23 protein-coding genes and 3 tRNA genes are annotated in these 20,230 nt (G+C 70.2%); 22 read left to right on the top strand and 4 right to left on the bottom strand.

The annotated features are described in order from the left end of the window. The first annotated feature begins 225 nt into the window (after positions 1-225). From ACWFR3_RS34475 to ACWFR3_RS34535, 13 genes are all read left to right on the top strand, one after another. Positions 226-615, top strand: coding sequence for an NADH-quinone oxidoreductase subunit A (locus ACWFR3_RS34475; RefSeq protein ID WP_361182433.1), 390 nt, complete (start codon positions 226-228; stop codon positions 613-615). Further along, on the top strand, positions 606-1,322 hold the full coding sequence (locus tag ACWFR3_RS34480; RefSeq protein ID WP_453738624.1) for an NADH-quinone oxidoreductase subunit B: 717 nt from the start codon (positions 606-608) through the stop codon (positions 1,320-1,322). Before ACWFR3_RS34475 ends, ACWFR3_RS34480 begins: the two co-directional genes overlap by 10 nt. Beyond that, positions 1,319-2,521 carry an NADH-quinone oxidoreductase subunit C gene (locus ACWFR3_RS34485; protein WP_453738625.1) on the top strand — a complete coding sequence of 401 codons (1,203 nt, stop codon included), beginning with the start codon at positions 1,319-1,321 and terminating at the stop codon, positions 2,519-2,521. Before ACWFR3_RS34480 ends, ACWFR3_RS34485 begins: the two co-directional genes overlap by 4 nt. After that, on the top strand, positions 2,518-3,486 hold the full coding sequence (locus tag ACWFR3_RS34490) for a complex I subunit 1/NuoH family protein (RefSeq protein WP_453738626.1): 969 nt from the start codon (positions 2,518-2,520) through the stop codon (positions 3,484-3,486). The genes ACWFR3_RS34485 and ACWFR3_RS34490 overlap by 4 nt, the downstream gene beginning before the upstream one ends. Next, positions 3,486-4,046, top strand: a complete 561-nt coding sequence (locus ACWFR3_RS34495; protein ID WP_453738627.1) for a NuoI/complex I 23 kDa subunit family protein — start codon at positions 3,486-3,488, stop codon at positions 4,044-4,046. The genes ACWFR3_RS34490 and ACWFR3_RS34495 overlap by 1 nt, the downstream gene beginning before the upstream one ends. Then, the gene (locus tag ACWFR3_RS34500) at positions 4,043-4,684 is read left to right on the top strand and encodes an NADH-quinone oxidoreductase subunit J family protein (RefSeq protein ID WP_453738628.1); all 642 of its coding nucleotides are present in this window, start codon (positions 4,043-4,045) and stop codon (positions 4,682-4,684) included. Before ACWFR3_RS34495 ends, ACWFR3_RS34500 begins: the two co-directional genes overlap by 4 nt. Beyond that, a complete protein-coding gene (nuoK, locus tag ACWFR3_RS34505) occupies positions 4,684-5,097 on the top strand; it encodes an NADH-quinone oxidoreductase subunit NuoK (RefSeq protein ID WP_453738629.1) in 414 nt (137 codons plus the stop codon). The genes ACWFR3_RS34500 and nuoK overlap by 1 nt, the downstream gene beginning before the upstream one ends. Continuing rightward, entirely contained in the window at positions 5,094-7,088 is a 1,995-nt protein-coding gene (locus ACWFR3_RS34510) for an NADH-quinone oxidoreductase subunit 5 family protein (RefSeq protein WP_453738630.1), read from the top strand. The genes nuoK and ACWFR3_RS34510 overlap by 4 nt, the downstream gene beginning before the upstream one ends. Before the next feature lie 6 nt (positions 7,089-7,094). After that, complete coding sequence (locus ACWFR3_RS34515) at positions 7,095-8,684, top strand: complex I subunit 4 family protein (RefSeq protein WP_453738631.1); 1,590 nt, start codon at positions 7,095-7,097, stop codon at positions 8,682-8,684. After that, a complete protein-coding gene (locus ACWFR3_RS34520; RefSeq protein WP_453738632.1) occupies positions 8,681-10,219 on the top strand; it encodes an NADH-quinone oxidoreductase subunit N in 1,539 nt (512 codons plus the stop codon). Before ACWFR3_RS34515 ends, ACWFR3_RS34520 begins: the two co-directional genes overlap by 4 nt. Before the next feature lie 198 nt (positions 10,220-10,417). Then, complete coding sequence (gene htpX, locus ACWFR3_RS34525) at positions 10,418-11,281, top strand: zinc metalloprotease HtpX (RefSeq protein ID WP_453738633.1); 864 nt, start codon at positions 10,418-10,420, stop codon at positions 11,279-11,281. After that, positions 11,278-11,670 (top strand): YccF domain-containing protein, encoded by a 393-nt coding sequence (locus ACWFR3_RS34530; RefSeq protein WP_361182413.1) that lies wholly within the window; start codon positions 11,278-11,280, stop codon positions 11,668-11,670. The genes htpX and ACWFR3_RS34530 overlap by 4 nt, the downstream gene beginning before the upstream one ends. 217 nt (positions 11,671-11,887) lie before the next feature. Continuing rightward, positions 11,888-12,154 carry a GlsB/YeaQ/YmgE family stress response membrane protein gene (locus tag ACWFR3_RS34535; RefSeq protein ID WP_453738634.1) on the top strand — a complete coding sequence of 89 codons (267 nt, stop codon included), beginning with the start codon at positions 11,888-11,890 and terminating at the stop codon, positions 12,152-12,154. Positions 12,155-12,283: 129 nt separating this feature from the next. Here ACWFR3_RS34535 and ACWFR3_RS34540 read toward each other — a convergent pair whose 3' ends face one another. Then, entirely contained in the window at positions 12,284-12,772 is a 489-nt protein-coding gene (locus tag ACWFR3_RS34540; protein ID WP_055564526.1) for a YajQ family cyclic di-GMP-binding protein, read from the bottom strand. A gap of 201 nt (positions 12,773-12,973) precedes the next feature. Here ACWFR3_RS34540 and ACWFR3_RS34545 point away from each other — a divergent pair. Together ACWFR3_RS34545 and ACWFR3_RS34550 are read left to right on the top strand one after the other, a co-directional pair. Further along, positions 12,974-13,055, top strand: a tRNA-Tyr gene (locus ACWFR3_RS34545). A gap of 68 nt (positions 13,056-13,123) precedes the next feature. Beyond that, positions 13,124-13,363, top strand: a complete 240-nt coding sequence (locus ACWFR3_RS34550) for a hypothetical protein (protein WP_453738635.1) — start codon at positions 13,124-13,126, stop codon at positions 13,361-13,363. Positions 13,364-13,418: 55 nt separating this feature from the next. Here the strand turns inward: ACWFR3_RS34550 and ACWFR3_RS34555 are convergent, their stop codons facing one another. From ACWFR3_RS34555 to ACWFR3_RS34565, 3 genes are all read right to left on the bottom strand, one after another. Continuing rightward, positions 13,419-13,808: a nuclear transport factor 2 family protein gene (locus ACWFR3_RS34555; protein ID WP_453738636.1), complete on the bottom strand. Its 390-nt coding sequence runs from the start codon at positions 13,806-13,808 to the stop codon at positions 13,419-13,421. Positions 13,809-13,956: 148 nt separating this feature from the next. Beyond that, positions 13,957-14,613, bottom strand: coding sequence for an NAD(P)H-binding protein (locus tag ACWFR3_RS34560; protein ID WP_453738637.1), 657 nt, complete (start codon positions 14,611-14,613; stop codon positions 13,957-13,959). Positions 14,614-14,701: 88 nt separating this feature from the next. Beyond that, positions 14,702-16,009: an amidohydrolase family protein gene (locus tag ACWFR3_RS34565; RefSeq protein WP_453738638.1), complete on the bottom strand. Its 1,308-nt coding sequence runs from the start codon at positions 16,007-16,009 to the stop codon at positions 14,702-14,704. Positions 16,010-16,457: 448 nt separating this feature from the next. Between ACWFR3_RS34565 and ACWFR3_RS34570 the strand changes: the two genes are divergently transcribed. The 7 genes from ACWFR3_RS34570 to ACWFR3_RS34600 all read left to right on the top strand — a co-directional run bounded on the left by ACWFR3_RS34570 (position 16,458) and on the right by ACWFR3_RS34600 (position 20,189). After that, positions 16,458-16,530 (top strand) — tRNA-Thr (locus tag ACWFR3_RS34570). 48 nt (positions 16,531-16,578) lie between these two features. After that, positions 16,579-16,651, top strand: a tRNA-Met gene (locus ACWFR3_RS34575). 91 nt (positions 16,652-16,742) lie between these two features. Further along, positions 16,743-16,907, top strand: coding sequence for a 50S ribosomal protein L33 (gene rpmG, locus ACWFR3_RS34580; RefSeq protein ID WP_004571794.1), 165 nt, complete (start codon positions 16,743-16,745; stop codon positions 16,905-16,907). 87 nt (positions 16,908-16,994) lie between these two features. Continuing rightward, complete coding sequence (locus ACWFR3_RS34585) at positions 16,995-17,483, top strand: FAS1-like dehydratase domain-containing protein (RefSeq protein ID WP_453738639.1); 489 nt, start codon at positions 16,995-16,997, stop codon at positions 17,481-17,483. A gap of 4 nt (positions 17,484-17,487) precedes the next feature. Then, positions 17,488-17,916 (top strand): MaoC family dehydratase, encoded by a 429-nt coding sequence (locus ACWFR3_RS34590; protein ID WP_453738640.1) that lies wholly within the window; start codon positions 17,488-17,490, stop codon positions 17,914-17,916. Between the two features lie 182 nt (positions 17,917-18,098). Next, positions 18,099-18,656 carry a TetR/AcrR family transcriptional regulator gene (locus ACWFR3_RS34595; protein ID WP_453738641.1) on the top strand — a complete coding sequence of 186 codons (558 nt, stop codon included), beginning with the start codon at positions 18,099-18,101 and terminating at the stop codon, positions 18,654-18,656. Between the two features lie 75 nt (positions 18,657-18,731). Beyond that, on the top strand, positions 18,732-20,189 hold the full coding sequence (locus ACWFR3_RS34600) for a DHA2 family efflux MFS transporter permease subunit (RefSeq protein ID WP_453738642.1): 1,458 nt from the start codon (positions 18,732-18,734) through the stop codon (positions 20,187-20,189). The last annotated feature ends 41 nt before the right edge of the window (positions 20,190-20,230 follow it).

The raw sequence follows: 20,230 nt of genomic DNA on the forward strand, positions 1-20,230 counted from the left end.
GGATAACCCCACCAGCCGGTACGACGTCAGCGCCGCAACGATGTCGGTGCCGCAACGATGTCGGCGCCGCAACGGTGCCGCGTCACGGGCGATCAGTCCTTGCCGATGCGTGACGCTCTGCTTACCTCGCCTTTAGCAGGCCCTAGACTCCCGTGCGTACAGATCGTCGAACAGTGATGAGTGTCAGAGGCGGTCAGGGAGTGTGTCAGGGAGTGAGGGGCTGACGTGCACGTGACGAACGTCGCGGCGAGCTACTACCAGTCGTACTCCGTCGTCGGACTGCTCGCCGTCGTCGGCGTGCTGTTCGTCGCCGTCGCCTTCGGCGCGGGGCGGCTGCTGCGGCCCGTGGTGCCGACACCCGAAAAGCTCCTGACGTACGAGTGCGGCGTCGACCCGGTCGGCGACGGCTGGGCCCACACCCAGGTCCGCTACTACGTCTACGCGTTCCTCTACGTCATCTTCGCCGTCGACTCGATCTTCCTCTTTCCATGGGCGACGGTCTTCGCCGCGCCCGGCTACGGTGCGACGACGCTGGTGGAGATGTTCATCTTCCTCGGCTTCCTGACCGTGGGCCTGCTGTACGCATACAAGAAGGGCGTCCTCACATGGACGTGACCCCGGAGCCTGTGCTCTTGCCCGAGCCGACCGTGCTCTCCACGCCCGAGCCCCAGAAGCTCGGCGTGCTGTCGCGGCTGGCCCCCGAGCCGATGAAGGTGGTCCTCAACTGGGGCCGCCGGTATTCCTTGTGGGTCTTCAACTTCGGCCTCGCCTGTTGCGCCATCGAATTCATCGCCGCTTCCATGGCCCGGCACGACTTCATCCGGCTCGGCGTGATCCCGTTCGCGCCGGGTCCGCGCCAGGCGGACCTGATGGTCGTCTCCGGCACGGTCACGGACAAGATGGCCCCGGCCGTGAAGCGCCTGTACGAGCAGATGCCCGAGCCGAAGTACGTCATCTCCTTCGGCGCCTGCTCCAACTGCGGCGGCCCGTACTGGGATTCCTACGCGGTGACCAAGGGCGTCGACCAGATCATTCCGGTCGACGTGTACGTGCCCGGCTGCCCGCCCCGCCCCGAAGCGCTGCTCCAGGGCATTCTCAAGCTGCAGGAGAAGATCGCGGCGGAGTCGCTGGGCGAGCGGTACGGCCGGGGCAGCGGGAACGGCAGTGCGGGCGGCAACGGCAACGGCAACGGCAAGGGCAACGGCAACCGGCCTTCGGCGGCGGCTCTGCAGAGCGGGCTCGTGAAGCCGCCGGTGCGGGGCGAGGTCGTGCCGGGCGAGGTCGTGACGGGCGAGGTCGTGACGGGGGAGGGGAAGGCATGACCGGCTGGCTGCCGAGCCCCGTCGAGGAGCTCTTCGGTACGGAGGCTACGGCGGACGAGTCGTACGACCTCCTGACGGTCGACGTCCCGCCGAGCTCGTGGATCGCGGCGCTCGAAACCGCGCGCACGACGCTGACCTGCACCTACTTCGACTGGCTGAGCGCCGTCGACGAACCGGGCACGGGCTTTTACGTCTCGGCCCACGTCGTCGCCCTCTCTCCGGTACGCCGCCTCCTCATCCGTACGACGGTTCCGCACGACGCCCCTGTCCTGCCGACCGCGATCGGCGTCTACGCGGGCGCGGCATGGCACGAGCGCGAGACACACGAGATGTTCGGCGTCGATTTCGCCGACCACCCGAACCTGGTACCCCTGCTCCTGCCGGACACCTTCGAGGGCCACCCGCTGCGCAAGGACTTCGTGCTGGCAGCGCGGGTCGCGAAGGCGTGGCCCGGCGCGAAGGAGCCGGGGGAGTCGGAGCACGGCGGCCCCAAGCGCCGCCAGATGCTGCCGCCGGGCGTACCCGACCCGAACGAATGGGGCCCCCTGAAGGGCCAACTCCCCGCGGCCCCGGCCCGCCCGGCCCGCGGCGCCGCCCGCGCAGCAGGCGACCGCCCCGTACGCCGGGCACGCACGGCGGGCGAGGGCTCGACCAGCCAGGCGGCTGCTGCTCCGGCGGAGGGCGCCGCTCCGGTGGAGGCTGCCGGTCAGGTGGCGGGTGCCGCTTCGGTGGAGGCTGCCGGTCAGGCGGCGGGTGCCGGTCAGGCGGCGGGTGCGCAGCCGGAGGCTCCGGCCCGGACCCCGCGCCGCTCGCGCAGTGTGAGCCAGGGCTCGGCATCGCAGCGAACGGCGCCGGAGCCTGTTCCGGCAACGGAGACACCGCCTGAGCCGAAGCCCGAACCCGAGGCTGCTTCGGCACCCGAGCCCGAGGCCGCTCCGGCACCCGAGCCGAAGCCTGTGACCCCCGCTGCCAGTTCCGACGCCCCATGGCACCAGGCACGCCCGGCGTTCGACGCCGAGGACGCCAAGAACGCCAAGAACGCCAAGGACGTCAAGGACACGGACGCCGGTACCACCGAGGCGCCCGAAGCGGACAGGCCAGCAGCGGACAAGCCCGACCCCGCCACGCCGGACCCATCCAAGCCCAACCCCGCCAAGCCCGACCCCACCGGCGACGACCGCTCAGGAGGCTCGGAGTGACCGACGTGCTCGACGTCGCCCTGCGTCTCCTCATCGTCTTCGCCGTCTTCCTCGTACTGCCCCTGGTCATCGGCCAGACCGAGCACAAGGTGATGGCCCACATGCAGGGCCGCCTCGGCCCCATGTACGCGGGCGGCTTCCACGGCTGGGCCCAGCTCGTCGCCGACGGAGTCAAGTTCGCGCAGAAGGAGGACGTCGTACCGGCCGAGGCCGACCGCCGCATCTTCCAGCTCGCCCCCGCCGTCGCCCTGCTGCCCTACCTCCTCGTCCTGGTCGCCATCCCCATCGGCCCGAGCGAAGGCGCCGTCGGCCAACTCGTCGACGCCGGCATCTTCTTCGTGCTCGCGGTGATGGGCGTGGGCGTACTCGGCTCGCTCATGGCGGGCTGGGCCAGCGCCAACAAGTTCTCCCTCCTCGGCGGCCTGCGCACCGCCGCCCAGCTCCTGGCGTACGAACTCCCGATGCTGCTCGCCGCGGCCTCGGTGGCGATGGCGGCCGGGACGGTATCGCTGCCCGGCATCCTCAACGCCTTCGAGTGGTGGTGGCTGCCCTGGCAGATCGTCGGCGCCCTCGTCTTCTTCGTCGCGGGCCTCGCCGAACTCCAGCGCCCGCCCTTCGACATGCCGGTCGCCGACTCGGAGATCATCTTCGGCGCGTACACCGAGTACACGGGCCTGCGCTTCGCCCTCTTCCTCCTCGCCGAGTACGCCGGAATCGTCGTCCTCTGCGGCCTCACCACCGTCCTCTTCCTCGGCGGCTGGCACGGCCCCTGGGGCGCGGACGGCCTCGGCTGGGTCTGGACCCTCCTGAAGACCGGCCTCCTCGCCTTCGTCGTGATCTGGCTCCGCGTCAGTTACCCCCGTCTCCGCGAGGACCAGCTCCAGAAGCTCTCCTGGACCCTCCTCGTCCCGCTCGCCCTCGCGCAGATCGCGCTCACCGGAATCGTGAAGGTGGCGATCAACTAATGCCTCCGATCCCTGGCAGCGGCCTGGCCAAGGGCCTCGCCGTCACCCTCCGCACGATGACGAAGAAGACCGTCACCGAGCAGTACCCGGAGCACGAGCCCGAACTCCCGCCCCGCACCCGCGGCGTCATCGGGCTCTTCGAGGAGAACTGCACGGTCTGCATGCTCTGCGCCCGCGAGTGCCCGGACTGGTGCATCTACATCGACTCCCACAAGGAGACTGTCCCGCCGGCCGTCGAGGGCGGCCGCGAGCGCAGCCGCAACGTCCTCGACCGCTTCGCCATCGACTTCTCCCTCTGCATGTACTGCGGTATCTGCATCGAGGTCTGCCCCTTCGACGCACTGTTCTGGTCCCCGGAGTTCGAGTACGCCGAGACCGACATCCACGAACTCACCCACGAGCGCGACAAACTCCGCGACTGGATGTGGACGGTCCCGGCCCCGCCCGCCCTGGACCCCGCGGCCGAGGACCCCAAGGAGATCGTCACCGCCCGCAAGGCGGCGGAGAAGCTGGCCGCGGCCCAGGAAGCCGAAGCAGCCGGACCGGAGGGATCCGCGTGAACCTCGCAGCCGACGCCACCTCACTGGCGGCCGACGCCCCCCAAGGCTTCCTCTCCCCGACGGGAGTCGAGATCGCCTTCCTTCTGGTCGGCCTCGTCACCCTCGGCTCGGCGATCGTCACCGTCACCACCAAGCAGCTGGTGCACGCCGCCCTGTGGCTCGTGGCGACGCTCGGCGGCCTGGCGGTCGAGTACCTCCTGCTCACCGCCGAGTTCATCGCCTGGGTACAGGTCCTCATCTACGTCGGCTCCGTCGTCGTCCTCCTTCTCTTCGGTCTGATGCTGACGCGGGCCCCCATCGGCCGCTCCCCGGACGCCGATTCGGGCAACCGCCCGGTCGCGCTCGCGGTGGCCGTCCTCGCGGCGGGCTCCCTGGTCTGGGTGGTCGTCGACGCCTTCCGGACCACCTGGATCGACCTCGACCGCGCCGCCGACGAGGCCCAGGGCTCCACCGGCGTGACCGGTCAGTTCCTCTTCCGGCACTGGGTGCTGCCCTTCGAGGCCCTCTCGGTGCTGCTCCTGGCCGCCCTGGTCGGCGCGATCGTCCTCTCCCGCAGGAACGCCCGCATGACCCGCCTGAACGACACCCCCGGCGACAGCCCCACCGCCGCTGCCCCCAGTGACAAGGAGCAGCGCTGATGCACCTCGCCTATCCCGCCGTCCTGGCCGCCCTCCTCTTCTGCGTGGGCCTGTACGGAGTGCTCGCCCGGCGCAACGCGATCCTGGTCCTGATGTCCGTCGAGCTCATGCTCAACGCCGTCAACCTCAACCTGGTCGCCTTCGACGTCTGGCTCCGCGACGCCCTCCACTCCGGCCAGGCCCTGACCCTGTTCACCATCGCCATCGCCGCCGCGGAGATCGGCATCGGCCTCGCGATCGTCCTGGCGGTCTACCGCAACCGCGGCTCCTCCGCAGTCGACGAACTCCGCGACACCGCCGAGGGCCCCGACGACCCCGATGACGACGCCGAGGGCGCGGCCACCGAAGAGCCCACCCCGGACGCCTCGGCACAGAAGTCACAGAAGTCGCAGAAGGCTGAGGCCACCGCGTGACCACGACCACCCTCGCCGTACTCGTCCCCCTCCTGCCGTTCCTCGGCGCGGTCGCCGGTCTGCTGCTCGGCCGCACCGTCCCCGGTCTCGTACGCCCCCTCGCGGTACTGCCCACCCTGGCGGCGCTGGTCCTCGCCGTCCTGGTCGCCGCCCGGCACGGCGGCGGCGCCGACATCGACTCCGCCACCGAGCTCACCCCGACCGGCTCGGTCCCCGTCGAACTCGCCCTGCACATCGACGGCTTCGCCGCCCTGGTCGCCGTCCTGGTCGGCGTCGTCGCCTCCTGCGTGCAGATCTACTCGACGGGCTACCTGCGCGACGACCCGCGCTACCCCTCGTACGCCGCTCTCGTCTCCCTCTTCACCTCCGCGATGCTGCTCGTCGTCTACTCCGGCGACCTGATGGTGCTCCTGGTCGGCTGGGAGATCATGGGCATCTGCTCGTACTTCCTCGTCGGCCACTACTGGGAGACGCCCGAAGCCCGCGCGGCCTCCCTCAAGGCCTTCCTGGTCACCAAGCTCGGCGACGTCCCCTTCCTGATCGGTCTGTTCGCGCTCGCCGTCGACGCCGGGTCGTTCCGCATCACGACCGTCCTGGGGACGGTCGCGGGCGGCGGCCTCGACCACCCGACGCTGATCGCCCTGCTGCTCCTGGCCGGCGTGGCGGGCAAGTCCGCGCAGTTCCCGCTGCACACCTGGCTGCCGGACGCGATGGCGGGCCCGACCCCCGTCTCCGCGCTCATCCACGCCGCGACGATGGTCGCCGCCGGTGTCTACTTCGTGGCCCGGCTCCTCCCGGTCTTCGCCGCTTCGTCGGCAGCCCTGGTCGTCCTCGCCGTCATGGCCGCCGTCACGATGGCGGGCTCGGCACTCGCCGCGCTCGCCCAGGACGACATCAAGCGCGTCCTCGCCTACTCGACGATCGGCCAGCTCGGCTATCTGACCGGCGCCCTCGCCGTCGGCGACCGCGGTGCCGCCGTCTTCCACCTCCTGTCGCACGGCGCCTTCAAGGCGCTCCTCTTCCTCGGCGCGGGCGTGATCATCCACGCCGCCGGCACCAACTCCCTCGCCGCGATGTCCCGTATGAAGGGTCTGCGCGACCGGGTCCCCGACGCCTTCTGGACGATGACCGTGGCGCTCCTCGCGCTCGCCGCGATCCCGCCCTTCAGCGGCTTCTTCTCCAAGGAAGCCGTCCTGGGCGCCGCCGAGCACGCGGCCACCGGTCACTCCGAGACCGCCCCCACCGCGGCGGGCTGGATCGTCCTGATCGCCGGTCTGCTGACCGCCCTCCTCACCGCCGCCTACGCGACGCGCCTGTGGCTCCTCGCCTTCAACGGCCAGGGCCCCGAAGCCCCGGACCACGGTCGCCAGCCCGTCACGATGACCGCCGTGCTCTGGGTGCTCGCCGTCCCCTCACTCGCCTTCGGCCTCACCGTCGGCGTCCTGCCGGACTGGTTCGACGGCCACTCGCTCACCCCGACCCTCACCACCTCCGTACTCGGCACGGGATTCGCCCTCGTCGGCGGGCTCGTCACGTACGGCGCGTGGCGCCACACCACGGCCCTCGCCGTCCGCCACCCGATGGGCGCGGTCGCCGTCGACGCCGGAGCCGACGGAGGCCAGGTCGAGGCCGAGGCCATCGCCACGCACACCCCCGCCTACGGAGACGTGGCCGCCGCCCACGACCCGGCCGACCCCGGCCGCCTCCTGCTCGGCCCGCTGCACCGGCACGCCGCCGTCGGCTTCCACCTCGACGCCGTCTACGCCGCCCTGTTCGTACGCCCCGTACAGGCCGCCGCGCGTCTCGTCCGGTTCCTCGACCGCGAGGTCGTCGACACCTACGTACGCGGCGCGGGCACCGCACCCCGCTGGGTCGGCGCGGCCGTCCGCCGCGCGCAGACCGGCAACGTGCAGACCTACCTGAGCGCGCTGCTCGCAGGCACCGTCGTCCTGGCTGTCGCCGCCGTCCTCGTCGCCACCGCCGGAGCGTGAGCAGCCGTGATCGATATCAGTGAATCCGTGATGCAGCTTCTTCTGGCGTTGATCGTGGTCGGCCCGCTCATCGGCGCCGTGGCAGCCCTCCTGCCCGCCCCGCCCGGACTGAAGGGAAAGTCACCCGACCAGGCGGTGCTGCGCCACGGCGTGGTCGTGACCGGCGCGATCCTCATCGCCGCGATCGTCCTCGCGCTCGGCTTCGACCATGACCACCCGTCAAAGATGCAGGCCACGACCGATATCAGCTGGATCCCCGCACTCGACGTGCGCATCCACCTCGGCATCGACGGCATCTCGCTCCCCCTCCTGGTCCTGACCGCGCTCCTGACCTTCCTCTGCGCGCTGTACTCCTACTTCAAAATGCCGACCGGGCCGTCCCCCAAGGCATTTGTGGCACTGATCCTCGTGCTCGAGTCCGGCACCCTCGCGACCTTCGCCGTCCTCGATCTGCTGCTGTTCTTCCTGGCGTTCGAGATGGTCCTCATCCCGATGTACTTCCTCATCGCACGCTGGGGCGGCGCCGAACGCACGCAGGCGGCCTGGAAGTTCATCCTTTTCACCCTGCTCGGCTCCGTCGTGATGCTGCTCGGTCTCCTCCTCATCGGCCTGAATTCCGGCACATTCGACATGGTGGCACTCGCCACTGACAACGGCTCAAGACTGAGCACGTCCGTGCAGGTCATCGCCGTTCTGGCGGTCGGAATCGGCCTCGCGGTCAAGACGCCGATGTGGCCGCTGCACAGCTGGCTGCCGGACGCGCACACCGCCGCGCCCACCGTCGGCTCGGTCCTGCTGGCCGGCGTGCTGCTGAAGATGGGCACGTACGGCTTCGTCCGGATCCTGCTGCCGGTCACGCCCGACGGGATGCACACCTTCGCGCCGTACCTCGCGGCCTTCGCGGTCGTCGGGATCATCTACGGTTCGCTCGCCTGCCTCGCCCTCGCCAAGCAGGGCGCGAAGGGCGACCTCAAGCGCCTCATCGCGTACTCGTCCGTGGGCCACATGGGCTTCGTGCTCCTCGGCATCTCGACGATGAGCCCCACCGGCGTGAACGGCGCGCTGTTCGCCAACATCGCGCACGGCCTCATCACCGGCCTGCTGTTCTTCCTCGTCGGCGCGCTGAAGGACCGCACCGGCACCAGCGACCTCGACACCCTCGCGCAGGAATCGGGCGCCGCGCTCTACGGCAAGGCCCCCCGCCTCGGCGGCCTCCTCGCCTTCGGCGCCGTCGCCTCGCTCGGCCTGCCGGGCCTCGCCGGGTTCTGGGGCGAGATGCTCGCCCTGTTCGGCGCGTTCAAGCCCGCCGACGGCCTCAGCCGCCCGGCCTTCCTCACCTTCATGGCGATCGCCGCCGTCGGCACCCTGCTCACCGCCGCGTACATGCTCATCGTCGTACGCCGCGTCTGCATGGGCCCGCTGGACCAGGGCGCCGCCAAGACCGAAACCCCGGCGCTCGCCGACGTCCAGGGCTACGAGTTCGCCGCCTGGACCCCGCTCGTCGCCCTCACCGTCCTCGCCGGACTCTGGCCCGCCGCTCTGCTCGGCCTCACCGACCCGGCCGTGCAGCAGCTCCTCTCAGGAGGCAAGTCGTGACCGTGGCCGCCGAAAGCGCCGCCGGCGTCGTACAGACCGTCGACTGGCTCGCGATCGCTCCGCCCACCATCGTGGCGGTCGTCGGTCTCCTCGTACTCGTCGCCGACCTCTTCGTGGGCGACAAGAAGAAGGCGCTGCTCGGCTGGATCTCCGTGGCGGGCCTCGCCGTTGCCGCGCTCTTCCTGCTGCCGATCCTGGACGACGACCGCTCGACGTTCTGCCTGACCGGCGGCGCGAACGCCTGCAGCTACACCGCCGACCGCTTCACGCTCGTCATCCAGCTGCTCGTCCTCGGCGGCGCCCTGCTGGCCGCGCTGCTCTCGATGACCGCCCTCAAGGACGCGAACGGCACGGAGAAGGAACTCCCCGAAGGGGAGTTCTGGTTTCTGCTGCTCTCCTCCGCCGCGGGAGCCGCGCTGCTGCCCGCCTCGCGCGACCTGGCCACCCTCGTCGTCGCCCTCGAAGTCGCCTCGCTGCCCGCCTTCGCGCTCGTCGGCCTCAGGCACGGCGACAAGCGCTCCTCCGAAGCGGCCCTGAAGTTCTTCCTCTCCTCCGTCACCGCGACCGCCGTGACGCTGATGGGCGTCAGCTTCGTGTACGCGGCGACCGGCACCCTGCACCTCACGGAGATCGCCGAGGGGCTGCGGCACGTCGACCCGCAGCTGGACACGCTCGCTCAGGCCGGCGTCGCCCTCACCCTCGTCGGCTTCGCCTTCAAGGTGGCCGCGGTGCCGTTCCACTTCTGGGTGCCGGACACCTACGTGGGCGCGCCGCTGCCGGTCGCCGCGTACCTCTCCGTGGTCGGCAAGGCGGTCGGCTTCACCGGCCTGATCCTCGTCACCGTCGTCGCCTTCCCCTCGTACGCGGACGTGTGGGGCCCGGCACTCGCCGTGCTCGCCGCCCTCACCATGACGGCGGGCAACGTGGCCGCACTGCGCCAGCAGGCCACGCGCGCGTACAGCGCGGTACGCCTGCTCGCCTGGTCCTCGGTCGGCCAGGCGGGATACCTCCTGGTGCCGATCGCGGCCGCCGGATACGCCGACAACCCCGCGGAGGCGGAGAAGGCCGTCGGGTCCACCATCGCGTACGCCCTGATGTACGCGGCCGTGAACCTCGGAGCCTTCGCCGTCGCCGCGCTCGTGGGCCGGACGCAGCGCCTGAACCGCGTCAGCGACTACCGCGGCCTGTACGCCAGGAGCCCCCTCGCCGCCCTGGTGCTCGGCTTCTTCCTGCTCTGCCTGGCGGGTCTGCCGCCGGGCATCATCGGCCTCTTCGCGAAGGTCACCGTCTTCTCGGCGGCGGTCGACGCCGGCCTGGGCTGGCTCGCCGTGGTGATGGCCGTGAACGTGGTGATCGCGCTCTTCTACTACCTCCAGTGGACCGCGCTGCTGTTCCGCGCCCCCGAGGGCGAGCCGGTCAAGCACCGCGTCCCGGCACCCCTGACGGCGGCCATCGCCCTGACCGCGGTCCTCGGCATCGCGCTCTCCGGAGCGCCGCAACTGGTCCTGAGGTTCTCCGACACCGGCCTGTTCTGACGGGACTCCTTCTACGCGGGACCGCCCGGGGTCCGCCCCCGGCATCACCCGAGCGGCCCACACGGCTTCGGTACCGCTCCTGCGCGCACAAGGGAACTAGTGCTCCCCGCCTGGCGTTGACCAGTACGGGAGGGTCCACTGAAGAGTGGAAGCACCAGTAGACAGAGGGTTCCCCCACGCACCACAGGAGGGCGTACCGTGCACCGCCGGCACAACGGGCTGAAGACCGCCGTACTCCTCGGGGGACTGTCCGCTCTCATCCTCGTCATCGGCAGTTTCTTCGGACGTACGGGCTTGATCGTCGCGCTTTTCGTGGCGCTCGGCACCAATGCGTACGCGTACTGGAACAGCGACAAGCTCGCCCTGCGCGCCATGCGCGCGCGCCCGGTGAGCGAATTCGAGGCACCACAGCTGTACCGCATGGTCCGCGAGCTCTCGACCCAGGCCCGCCAGCCCATGCCCCGCCTCTATATCTCGCCCACCGAGGCACCGAACGCGTTCGCGACGGGCCGCAACCCGCGCAACGCGGCGGTGTGCTGCACCGACGGCATCCTGCGTCTCCTGGACGAGCGCGAGCTGCGGGGCGTCATCGGCCACGAGCTCAGCCATGTCTACAACCGCGACATCCTGATCTCGTCGGTCGCGGGCGCACTCGCCTCGGTGATCATGTTCCTGGTCAACTTCGCCTGGCTGATCCCCGTCGGCAGGTCGAACGACAACGACGGCCCCGGCATCTTCGGCATGCTCCTGATCATGCTCCTGGGCCCGCTGGCCGCCTCCGTCATCCAACTCGCGATCAGCCGCTCCAGGGAGTACGAGGCAGACGCGTCCGGCGCGCAGCTCACGGGGGACCCACTGGCCCTCGCGAGCGCCCTGCGCAAGCTCGACGCCGGTACGAAACAGCTCCCGCTGCCGCCCGAGCCACGCCTCGAGACGGCAAGTCACATGATGATTGCGAACCCTTTCCGTCCGGGGCAGGGCATGTCCAAAATGTTTTCCACGCACCCGCCGATGGCGGAGCGCATTGCCCGGCTCGAGCAGATGGCAGGTCGTAACCAGTGAAGACAATTCTCAACGTCATATGGCTAGTCCTCTGCGGCTTCTGGATGTTCCTCGGCTATCTCCTGGCCGGGGTGCTCCTGTGCATCACGATCATCGGCATCCCGTTCGGACTCGCCAGCTTCCGGATCGGCCGCTATGCCCTGTGGCCCTTCGGCTACACGACGGTTGAGCGCCGCGACGCGGGCGCGCCGTCCTGCATCGGCAACGTCCTGTGGCTGATCCTCGGCGGCTGGTGGCTCGCGATCGGCCACATCGTCACCGGCTTCCTCCTGTGCGTCACGATCATCGGCATCCCGCTGGGGATCGCCAACTTCAAGCTGATCCCGGTGTCGTTGCTGCCGCTCGGCCGCGAAATCGTGCGCACGGACCAGCCGTTCGCGGCGCGCTGACCCGACTGCCCGTTCTGGCGCGGCGCGCTGACCCGACCGCCCGTCCTGGTGCGGCGCGCCGACCCGACCACCCGTCCCTGCGCGGCGCGCTGACACGGTCACCGCGCCCCGTGGCCCCGGCTGTGGCATACACCGCACCTTGCCGATCACCGCAACCGCGCCCCGCTCTCGTAACGTCCTTCAGGACAACAGCACGACAGAGGGGCAGGTTCACCGCATGGGCATCATCAGCTGGATCGTTCTTGGGCTGCTCGCCGGTGTCGTGGCCAAGGTCCTGCTGCCCGGCCGCGACCCGGGCGGATTCATCGGCACGACCGTCATCGGCATCGCAGGCGCCTTCATCGGCGGCTGGCTCTCCGCCCGCTACTTCGACCGCCCGATAGCCAACGACATCTACGACGGAGCGACCTGGGCGGCGGCGATCGGCGGCTCGCTCGTCCTGCTCGTCGCCTACCGCATCCTCTTCGGCCACTCGCGCCGCTGAGGCCACAGGCGCCACCTGAGGCCACACGCGCCGCTTGAGGCGCCGATCCCCCGATCTGCAGCCAGCAGCAAGGGCGGGCACCCGACCCGGGTGCCCGCCCTCCGGCGTTCTACTGGTACTTGCTGCCAATCACCGGTAGTTCACGAACTGCACCGCGAAGTCGAAGTCCTGCCCCTTGAGCAGCGCCTGTACGGCCTGCAGGTCGTCGCGGCTCTTCGAGCTGACCCGCAGCTCGTCGCCCTGGACCTGCGCCTTGACGCCCTTCGGGCCCTCATCGCGGATGATCTTGGCAACCTTCTTGGCGTTCTCCTGGGAGATGCCCTCCTCGATCGAGGCGAAGATCTTGTACTCCTTGCCGGACAGCTGCGGCTCACCCGCGTCCAGCGACTTCAGAGAGATGCCGCGCTTGATCAACTTGGACTGGAAGATGTCGAGGATCGCCTTGACCCGCTCCTCGCCGTTCGCCTCCATCAGGATCTTCTCGCCGGACCAGGCGATCGAGGCACCCGTGCCCTTGAAGTCGTAGCGCTGCGAGATCTCCTTGGCGGCCTGGTTGAGGGCGTTGTCGACCTCCTGCCGCTCGACCTTCGAGACGATGTCGAAACTGGAGTCGGCCATGTCCTGTGGCTCCTTGTATCGGGGTCTGCGTACTCAGCTGGTGCACGGCCTTCGGTCCCTGGCCGCATCCGCAAAGCCTAGCCACCGCCCCCGCGCCGGGCGCTGATCAATCGGGTGGCGAAGCACCCCTGCGTATCGGGTATCGTTTACGTCGTTGCCACGGAGCGCCGCGAGAGCGGGCCGTCTCCAGGCAGCAACCCAGGCGGTGTGCCCGAGCGGCCAAAGGGAGCAGACTGTAAATCTGCCGGCTCAGCCTTCCCAGGTTCGAATCCTGGCGCCGCCACACGAAGGAGACCCTCTCCGGTCTTGCGGAAACGCAAGGCGGAGGGGGTCTTTTCGTACGCTGAGATCATGTCGTCCATGTCGTCAGCGCCCTCCACGTCATCGCGCCGCAGGAACTGCCCCGAGTGCCGTCGTGAAATTGCGGTCGTCGCGGGGCGCTTTGCACGCCACGATCCGCCGGGGCAGCGCGGCAGCGGTGACCTCGTGTCCTGTCCGGGCTCGCGCAGGCAGGCCATGCTGGGCGCCGCACAGCCCGCTCTGGACGGTTACGCGGTCCCGGACTTCCCGGGCCAGCTCCCGCTGTTCTGAGGCGCTCTCGTGGCCCTCCAGGGCGTCCGGAGCAACCCGGTGTGTGTGAGGCGGGCTACGGCTGGCGTACGTCCATCCGGCTCACCAGGCCGTCGGCGCGGAACGTGTAGACGTGCTCGACCGTCGTGGGCGCCCAGTGGTCGCCCGTCCCGTCCCGCAGCCCCGGCCGTACGGTCGCCACGACCCGACGCCCGTCGTCGTCGAGCCGCAGCCGCTCCAGGTGCACCAGCGGGTGCATCACCGCGAACTGCCGTGCCCAGTAGGCGCGGACCGCCGCGATGCCGCGGGCGCGGGTGTTGTCCAGGAGGTTCGGCCAGTCCACGTCGGGTGCCAGGGAGCGGGGGATGAACGCGTCGCGCACTTCGGTACTGAAGACGGCGTACATCTGCCGCAAGAGGGCTTCGTGCGCGGCGGGTACAGCGGCGGGCACATGGGAAGCAGGCATGGCGTTCCTCACGTAGGCGGCACCTCGAGCACTTCAAGCCAAGCACCGCCCCGCGCGCGGGACATCCCTCAGGAGACCGACTTCGCCGCAGCGAGGACGTCAGTTCACCGGACAGGACCGGATCTCGTTCACCCGACAGAACCGGACTTCAGTTCCCCGCAACCGACTTGACCGCCACCGACACCGGCGTCGACCCGCTGACCAGCTCCAGCGTCAGGCCCGCCGTCGCAGCCGAGTCGACGAGTTCCGCGAGTACCGCCGCCACGTCGTCACGCGGGATCGGCCCGCGTCCGGTGGACGCCTCCAGGCGCACGAGGCCGGTGCCCGCGTCGTCCGTCAGCATGCCGGGGCGCAGGATCGTCCAGTCCAGGGACTTGCGGCCGCGTACGGAGGCGTCGGCCTCGCCCTTGGCCCGCAGGTAGGCGTCGAAGATCTCGTCGCCCTCGTGCGCGGGGTCGGCGCCCATCGAGGACACGACGACATAGCGCCGCACGCCGGCCCGCTCCGCCGCGTCGGCGAAGAGCACGGCGGCGTCACGGTCCACGGTGTTCTTGCGGTCGGCCCCGCTGCCAGGACCCGCGCCCGCCGCGAAGACGGCCGCGTCGGCGCCTTCCAGAAGCCCGGCGACCTCGTCGACGGATGCCGACTCCAGGTCGCACAGCGCCGCCTCGGCGCCCGCCGCCCGCAGGTCGCCCTGCTGCCCGTCCCTGCGGATGAGCCCGACGACTTCGTCACCCCGCGCGGCGAGCAACCGCTCGAGCCGCAGCGCGATCTGACCATGACCACCAGCGATGACAATGCGCATGTCTCCGACCGTACGGCAGCCACCGCAAGATCGCCCCGCGCACACGGGTGCACGCCGGGAAGTCACGTCGGTACGTACCGGCCTGGCCTCAGGACGGTTCGGCCCCCTTCGCCCGGCCCGGCCCCGCCCCCTTCGAGCGGCCCTGCCGCGGCAGATCGAGGGCCACGGCGGCTGCCGAGTCGCAGTACTCCCGCACCGCGCTCGTCCGTGCCACCACGCGCCCCCGGTGCACCACGATGCGGCTGTACGCGAGCGAGAGCGCCCCCGCGAGCTGGTCGCCCCGCACCGCGAGCAACTCGGCGGGGAAGCCTGCCTCCACCCGCACCTGCGGCAGCCCCATGGCGGCCCGCGCCGCCGCGCTCACGGTGCCGTACGCCTCCTGGGGGCGCAGTCCGCACCGCGAGGCCAGCAGATAGGCGGCCTCCAGCGGATCCCCGCGCCCCACGGGGTTCGACACGTCCCGCATGGCCCCGCTGCCCGCGGCGACCCGCACACCGGCCGCCCGCAGCAGCCGCACCGGAGCCACGGCGCCCCGCCGGTCCACGCTTCCGCACCCGCCCTGCGGCAGGCACGCCACCGTCACGCCGGCCGCGGCAAGCTGTTCCGCCGTCCGGGCTGCCACGTCCGACGGCAGCCGTCCGAGCCCGCCGCACGGCCCGATCGTCACCCCCGGCCGCAGCCCGCCCGCCATCGCCGCGAGCCGCCCGAGCCGCGCCGGATCACTGCCGTCCGTGTGCAGGTCGACGGGGCAGCCGTGCTCGGCGGCGACCTCGAGCACCGCCTCCACGTAACCGGTGGGGTCGGGGTCGAGGTCGGGGCAGCCGCCCACTACGGAGGCGCCCATCTTCACCGCGTCCCGCAGCATCGCGAGCCCGTCTGCGCCGGCCGCGCCGGTCAGCAGCCGCGGTACGGCCACGGCCGTCAGGTCGACCAGGCCGCGCAGCGAGCGCCGCGCCTGCAGCACCGCCTCCATCGACGTGAGCCCCGGTACGTCGCCGATCCGTACGTGCGAGCGCAGCGCCGTGGCGCCGTGCCCGAGCTGCAGCAGGGCGGCCTCGGTGGCCCTGCGCTGGACGTCGGCGAGTTCGTACGAGACCGGGCCCCCCGCGTCCGCGGACAGGGCCGTGTCACTGTGCGCGTGCGGTTCCGCCGCGGCCGGCAGCAGGAGGTAGCCGTCGAGGTCCACGCGCGCGGAGTGCGCGGTCAGGCTGCCCGCAGTGCCGACCGCTTCGATGCGCCCGGAGCCGAGCCGCACGTCCACGGTCCGGCCGTCGGTCAGCCGGGCGCCGCACAGGAGCAGCGAGGTGGCGTCGGCGTCGTCACCCGAGGAGCCGGAGGAGCCGGAGGAGCCGGAAGAACCGGAGGAGTGGGGCTGCTGCGGCTGGCTGTCGGGCATCGCGCTCCTGAGGTTCGGGGGCGGCTGCGGGGCGTGGCGTCGTCCGAGGCGGAGGCGTCCCGGGCGGAGGCGTCCGGGACCACGACGTCCAAGATCACGCAGAGTGGGTCGAGCCTAGGGCGACGACCGGCCCTCTTCGAGGAGGAGCGAAATAGTCGTACCGGCGTGGTGCGGGGCCTGAACAGGCGAGACGCGGGACCACGTCAGGCGACGTGCGGGCTCCGGAACGGTCAGGGCTCCGGGGTTCCGACCGGAGTGGTGCGAGAGGCCGAATCGATACGCCGCGACAGGCCGGACCCAGCACGGCGCGAGGGGCCGAACCGGTGTGGTGCGAGGCGCCGAAGTGACGTGGTGAGGCGGTCGGGACGGCTGCCGAACTGCCCCCGGACAGCCCTGGCGAAACGGATTTGGGCGATCGGCGACCGACCGTGTAATGTCTTCATCGCTCGCCCCAATAGCTCAGTCGGTAGAGCGTCTCCATGGTAAGGAGAAGGTCTGCGGTTCGATTCCGCATTGGGGCTCTGATGTTGGTTGATCCTCGCCTTCGGGCGGGGGGATCCGGCATCTGCAGCGGTGTAGCTCAGTCGGTAGAGCAAGCGGCTCATAATCGCTGTGTCACCGGTTCAAGTCCGGTCACCGCTACTGATTTGGTAGCCGATTGTGGGGTCGGACCTTCGATCGGCTACTATTTTTTTGCGTTCATCCGTCCATCCGTCCGTCAAGGAGCACTCACGTGGCTGCCACAGACGTCCGCCCGAAGATCACGCTGGCCTGCGTGGAGTGCAAGGAGCGGAACTACATCACCAAGAAGAACCGGCGTAACGACCCGGACCGTCTTGAGATGAAGAAGCACTGCCCGCGCTGCAACGCGCACACTGCGCACCGCGAAACGCGCTAGACACAGGCTCGTACACGAGGCCGTCCCCGTTTTTCGGGGGCGGCCTCGCGTCGTTGTTCACCCATACCTGCAGGAGGTACCGAGTCCATGGCGCTCGACCAGTCCTTCGTGGGGCGGTCCTACCCGCCCACCGATCCCTATGAGGTCGGCCGGGAGAAGATCCGTGAATTCGCCGAGGCAGTGGGCGACACCAATCCCGCGTACACCGACGCGGAGGCCGCCAAGGCGTTCGGGCACCCCGATGTGATCGCCCCGCCGACCTTTGTGTTCGCCATCTCTTTCAAGGCCGCGGGCCAGGTCATCGAGGACCCGCAGTTGGGGCTCGACTACAGCCGCGTGGTGCACGGGGACCAGAAGTTCGCGTACACCCGCCCGGTGCGTGCGGGGGACCGGCTCACGGTCACCTCGACCATCGAGGCCATCAAATCGCTGGCGGGCAACGACATCCTGGACATCCGCGGCGAGGTCCACGACGAGGCCGGCGAGCACGTCGTGACCGCCTGGACCAAGCTCGTCGCGCGTGCGGCGGACCCCGCGGCAGAGCCCGCGGCCGCACCTGCGGCAGAGGGAGCGTGAGTCGATGACCGCCAAGATTTCGTACGAAAGCGTCGAGGTCGGTACCGAGCTGACGCCCCAGAGCTTCCCCGTGACACGGGCCACACTCGTGCGGTACGCGGGCGCCTCCGGTGACTTCAATCCGATCCACTGGAACGAGAAGTTCGCGGTGGAGGTCGGCCTTCCCGACGTCATCGCGCACGGCATGTTCACCATGGCCGAGGCGATCCGTGTGGTGACGGACTGGACGGGCGACCCGGCCGCCGTCGTCGAGTACGGCGTGCGCTTCACCAAGCCCGTCGTGGTCCCGAACGACGACAAGGGCGCGCTGATCGAGGTCAGCGCCAAGGTCGCCGTGAAGCTCGACGACAACCGGGTCCGGGTGGACCTGGTGGCGAAGAGCGGCGACCAGAAGGTGCTTGGCATGTCCCGCGCCGTGGTCCAGCTCGCCTGATCTTGCGTACGGCATCCTGATCTTGCGTACGGCATGAAGAGGTAAGGGGCATCCGTCATGGCGGGTGCCCCTTACCTGTGCGCATCGGCCATGGGCGGGCGGGTGCCCCTTGCCCGTACGCATTTGTCCGCTTCCCGGCCGCCCTCTTGACTTAGGTAGTGATTGGCCACTAACTTTGTCGCATGGTCAGGATGAGTGCAGAGGAGCGGCGCGAGAGCGTCATTCGCGCGGCGATGATCGAGTTCGCCCGCGGCGGCTACAACGGCACGTCCACCGAGGTGATCGCCAAGCGGGTGGGCGTCTCGCAGCCGTATCTCTTCCGTCTCTTCCCGGGGAAGGAAGCGATCTTCCTCGCCGCCTCCAGGCGGTGCCTCGAGGAGGTCAATGAGGTCTTCCGGAAGGCGGCCGAGGGGCTTGAGGGGCAGGAGGCCCTGCACTCCATGGGCCGGGCCTATCAGGCGCTCATCGCCGACGACCCGGACATGCTGCTCATGCAGATGCAGACGTACGTGGCCATCGCCTCCGCGGAGGCGTCCGGTGACAGGGAGTTCGGCGAGGAGTTGCGGGCCGGCTGGATGGAGATGTTCGACACGGCCCACCTCGCGCTGGGGGCGGACGTCAACGAGACGACGCAATTTCTCGCGTACGGGATGTTGATCAACGTCCTGGTGTCGATGGGATTTCAGCCCGACCACCGGGTGTGGACCGGCTTCTACGATTCGGCGCAGCCCAAGAAGTGAGTCGTGCGTGTCAGGGGGGGCGCGTTCTTTTACGCCACGCAAGTTAGTCATCAATAACTAACCATAGGGGAAGCAATGTCACAGCAGGCAGCACGGCGCGGGGGAGCAGGCTGGGCCCTCGCCATCACCAGCGTCGCCGGATTCATGGCGGCACTCGACAATCTGGTCGTCACCACGGCTCTGCCCGCCATCCGCGAGGACTTCGGGGGAGAGATGCACGACCTCGAATGGACGGTGAGCGCCTACACCCTCACCTTCGCCGTGCTGCTGATGTTCGGCGCGGCCCTCGGCGACCGCTTCGGGCGTCGCAAGCTCTTCATCACCGGCCTCGCGATCTTCACCGGGGCCTCCGCCGCCGCGGCCCTCGCACCCGGCATCGAGGCGCTGGTCGCCGCCCGCGCGGTCCAGGGCGTCGGCGCCGCGATCATGATGCCGTTGACGCTGACTCTGCTCACGGCGGCCGTTCCGGCGGCCAAGCGCGGGATGATGTACGGGATCTGGGGCGCGGTCAACGGCCTCGCGGTCGCCAGCGGTCCGCTCATCGGCGGCAGTCTCACCGAGCACGTGTCCTGGCAGTGGATCTTCTGGCTGAACGTCCCGCTCGGCATCGCGCTGCTGCCGCTGGCCCGGCTACGCCTCTCCGAGTCGTACGGCACGGGCGCACCGCTCGACATCACCGGAACGCTGCTGGCCAGCGGCGGGCTCTTCGGCATCGTGTACGGGCTTATCCGCGGCAACATCGACGGCTGGACCAGTGCGACCGTGCTCACCGGCCTGATCGGCGGCGGTGTACTCCTGGCCCTCTTCGTGCGCCACGGACTCCGCGCCAAGAACCCGATGCTGCCGATGCGGCTCTTCCGCAACCGTGCGTTCGCCGCTATCAACGCCGCGAGCCTGCTGATGTTCGTAGGAATGTTCGGCTCGATCTTCCTGCTCAGCCAGTTCCTGCAGATCGTCGTCGGCTACTCGCCCACCGAGGCGGGCCTGCGGATGCTCCCCTGGACCGGTATGCCGATGATCGTCGCGCCCATCGCGGGCTATCTCTCGGACCGGATCGGTGGCCGCCCGGTGGTCACCGCGGGCCTCGCGCTGCAGGCCATCGGCCTCGCCTGGTTCGCCGCCGTCGTGGAGCCCGACGTGTCGTACGCGGCCCAGCTGCCCGCCCTGATCATCAGCGGGATCGGCATGGCGCTGTACTTCGCCCCCGCCGCGAACCTGGTGATGTCCAGCGTCCGCCCGTCCGAGCAGGGCATCGCGTCCGGCGCCAACAACGCCCTGCGCGAGGTCGGCGGCGCCCTCGGCATCGCGATCCTCGCCTCGGTGTTCTCCGCGCAGGGCGGCTACGGGCCCGCCCAGTACTTCGTGGACGGCCTCGCGCCCGCGCTGTGGGTCGGCGCCGCCGTGGTCGGCGTGGGCGCGGTGGCGGCCGCCCTGCTGCCGGGGCGGAAGGCCGCAGGGAAGCCGGCCGCCGTCGTGCCGGCCGAGGTCGTGGTCGATGCCGATACCGAGGCGCGTACGCCGGCCGGTGTCTGAACCGGCGACGCCCCTTTCACCCCACGGTCCGTGGCCCCGCC

The sequence above is a fragment of the Streptomyces sp. NPDC055189 genome (genome assembly GCF_053606765.1).

Coding starts and splice junctions, on each gene's coding strand:
- ACWFR3_RS34480 (WP_453738624.1), top strand. CDS start 606: ATGGACGTGACCCCGGAGCCTGTGCTCTTGCCCGAGCCGACCGTGCTC.
- ACWFR3_RS34485 (WP_453738625.1), top strand. CDS start 1,319: ATGACCGGCTGGCTGCCGAGCCCCGTCGAGGAGCTCTTCGGTACGGAG.
- ACWFR3_RS34495 (WP_453738627.1), top strand. CDS start 3,486: ATGCCTCCGATCCCTGGCAGCGGCCTGGCCAAGGGCCTCGCCGTCACC.
- nuoK (WP_453738629.1), top strand. CDS start 4,684: ATGCACCTCGCCTATCCCGCCGTCCTGGCCGCCCTCCTCTTCTGCGTG.
- ACWFR3_RS34535 (WP_453738634.1), top strand. CDS start 11,888: ATGGGCATCATCAGCTGGATCGTTCTTGGGCTGCTCGCCGGTGTCGTG.
- ACWFR3_RS34540 (WP_055564526.1), bottom strand. CDS start 12,772: ATGGCCGACTCCAGTTTCGACATCGTCTCGAAGGTCGAGCGGCAGGAG.
- ACWFR3_RS34550 (WP_453738635.1), top strand. CDS start 13,124: ATGTCGTCCATGTCGTCAGCGCCCTCCACGTCATCGCGCCGCAGGAAC.
- ACWFR3_RS34555 (WP_453738636.1), bottom strand. CDS start 13,808: ATGCCTGCTTCCCATGTGCCCGCCGCTGTACCCGCCGCGCACGAAGCC.
- ACWFR3_RS34560 (WP_453738637.1), bottom strand. CDS start 14,613: ATGCGCATTGTCATCGCTGGTGGTCATGGTCAGATCGCGCTGCGGCTC.
- ACWFR3_RS34565 (WP_453738638.1), bottom strand. CDS start 16,009: ATGCCCGACAGCCAGCCGCAGCAGCCCCACTCCTCCGGTTCTTCCGGC.
- ACWFR3_RS34585 (WP_453738639.1), top strand. CDS start 16,995: ATGGCGCTCGACCAGTCCTTCGTGGGGCGGTCCTACCCGCCCACCGAT.
- ACWFR3_RS34590 (WP_453738640.1), top strand. CDS start 17,488: ATGACCGCCAAGATTTCGTACGAAAGCGTCGAGGTCGGTACCGAGCTG.
- ACWFR3_RS34595 (WP_453738641.1), top strand. CDS start 18,099: ATGGTCAGGATGAGTGCAGAGGAGCGGCGCGAGAGCGTCATTCGCGCG.
- ACWFR3_RS34600 (WP_453738642.1), top strand. CDS start 18,732: ATGTCACAGCAGGCAGCACGGCGCGGGGGAGCAGGCTGGGCCCTCGCC.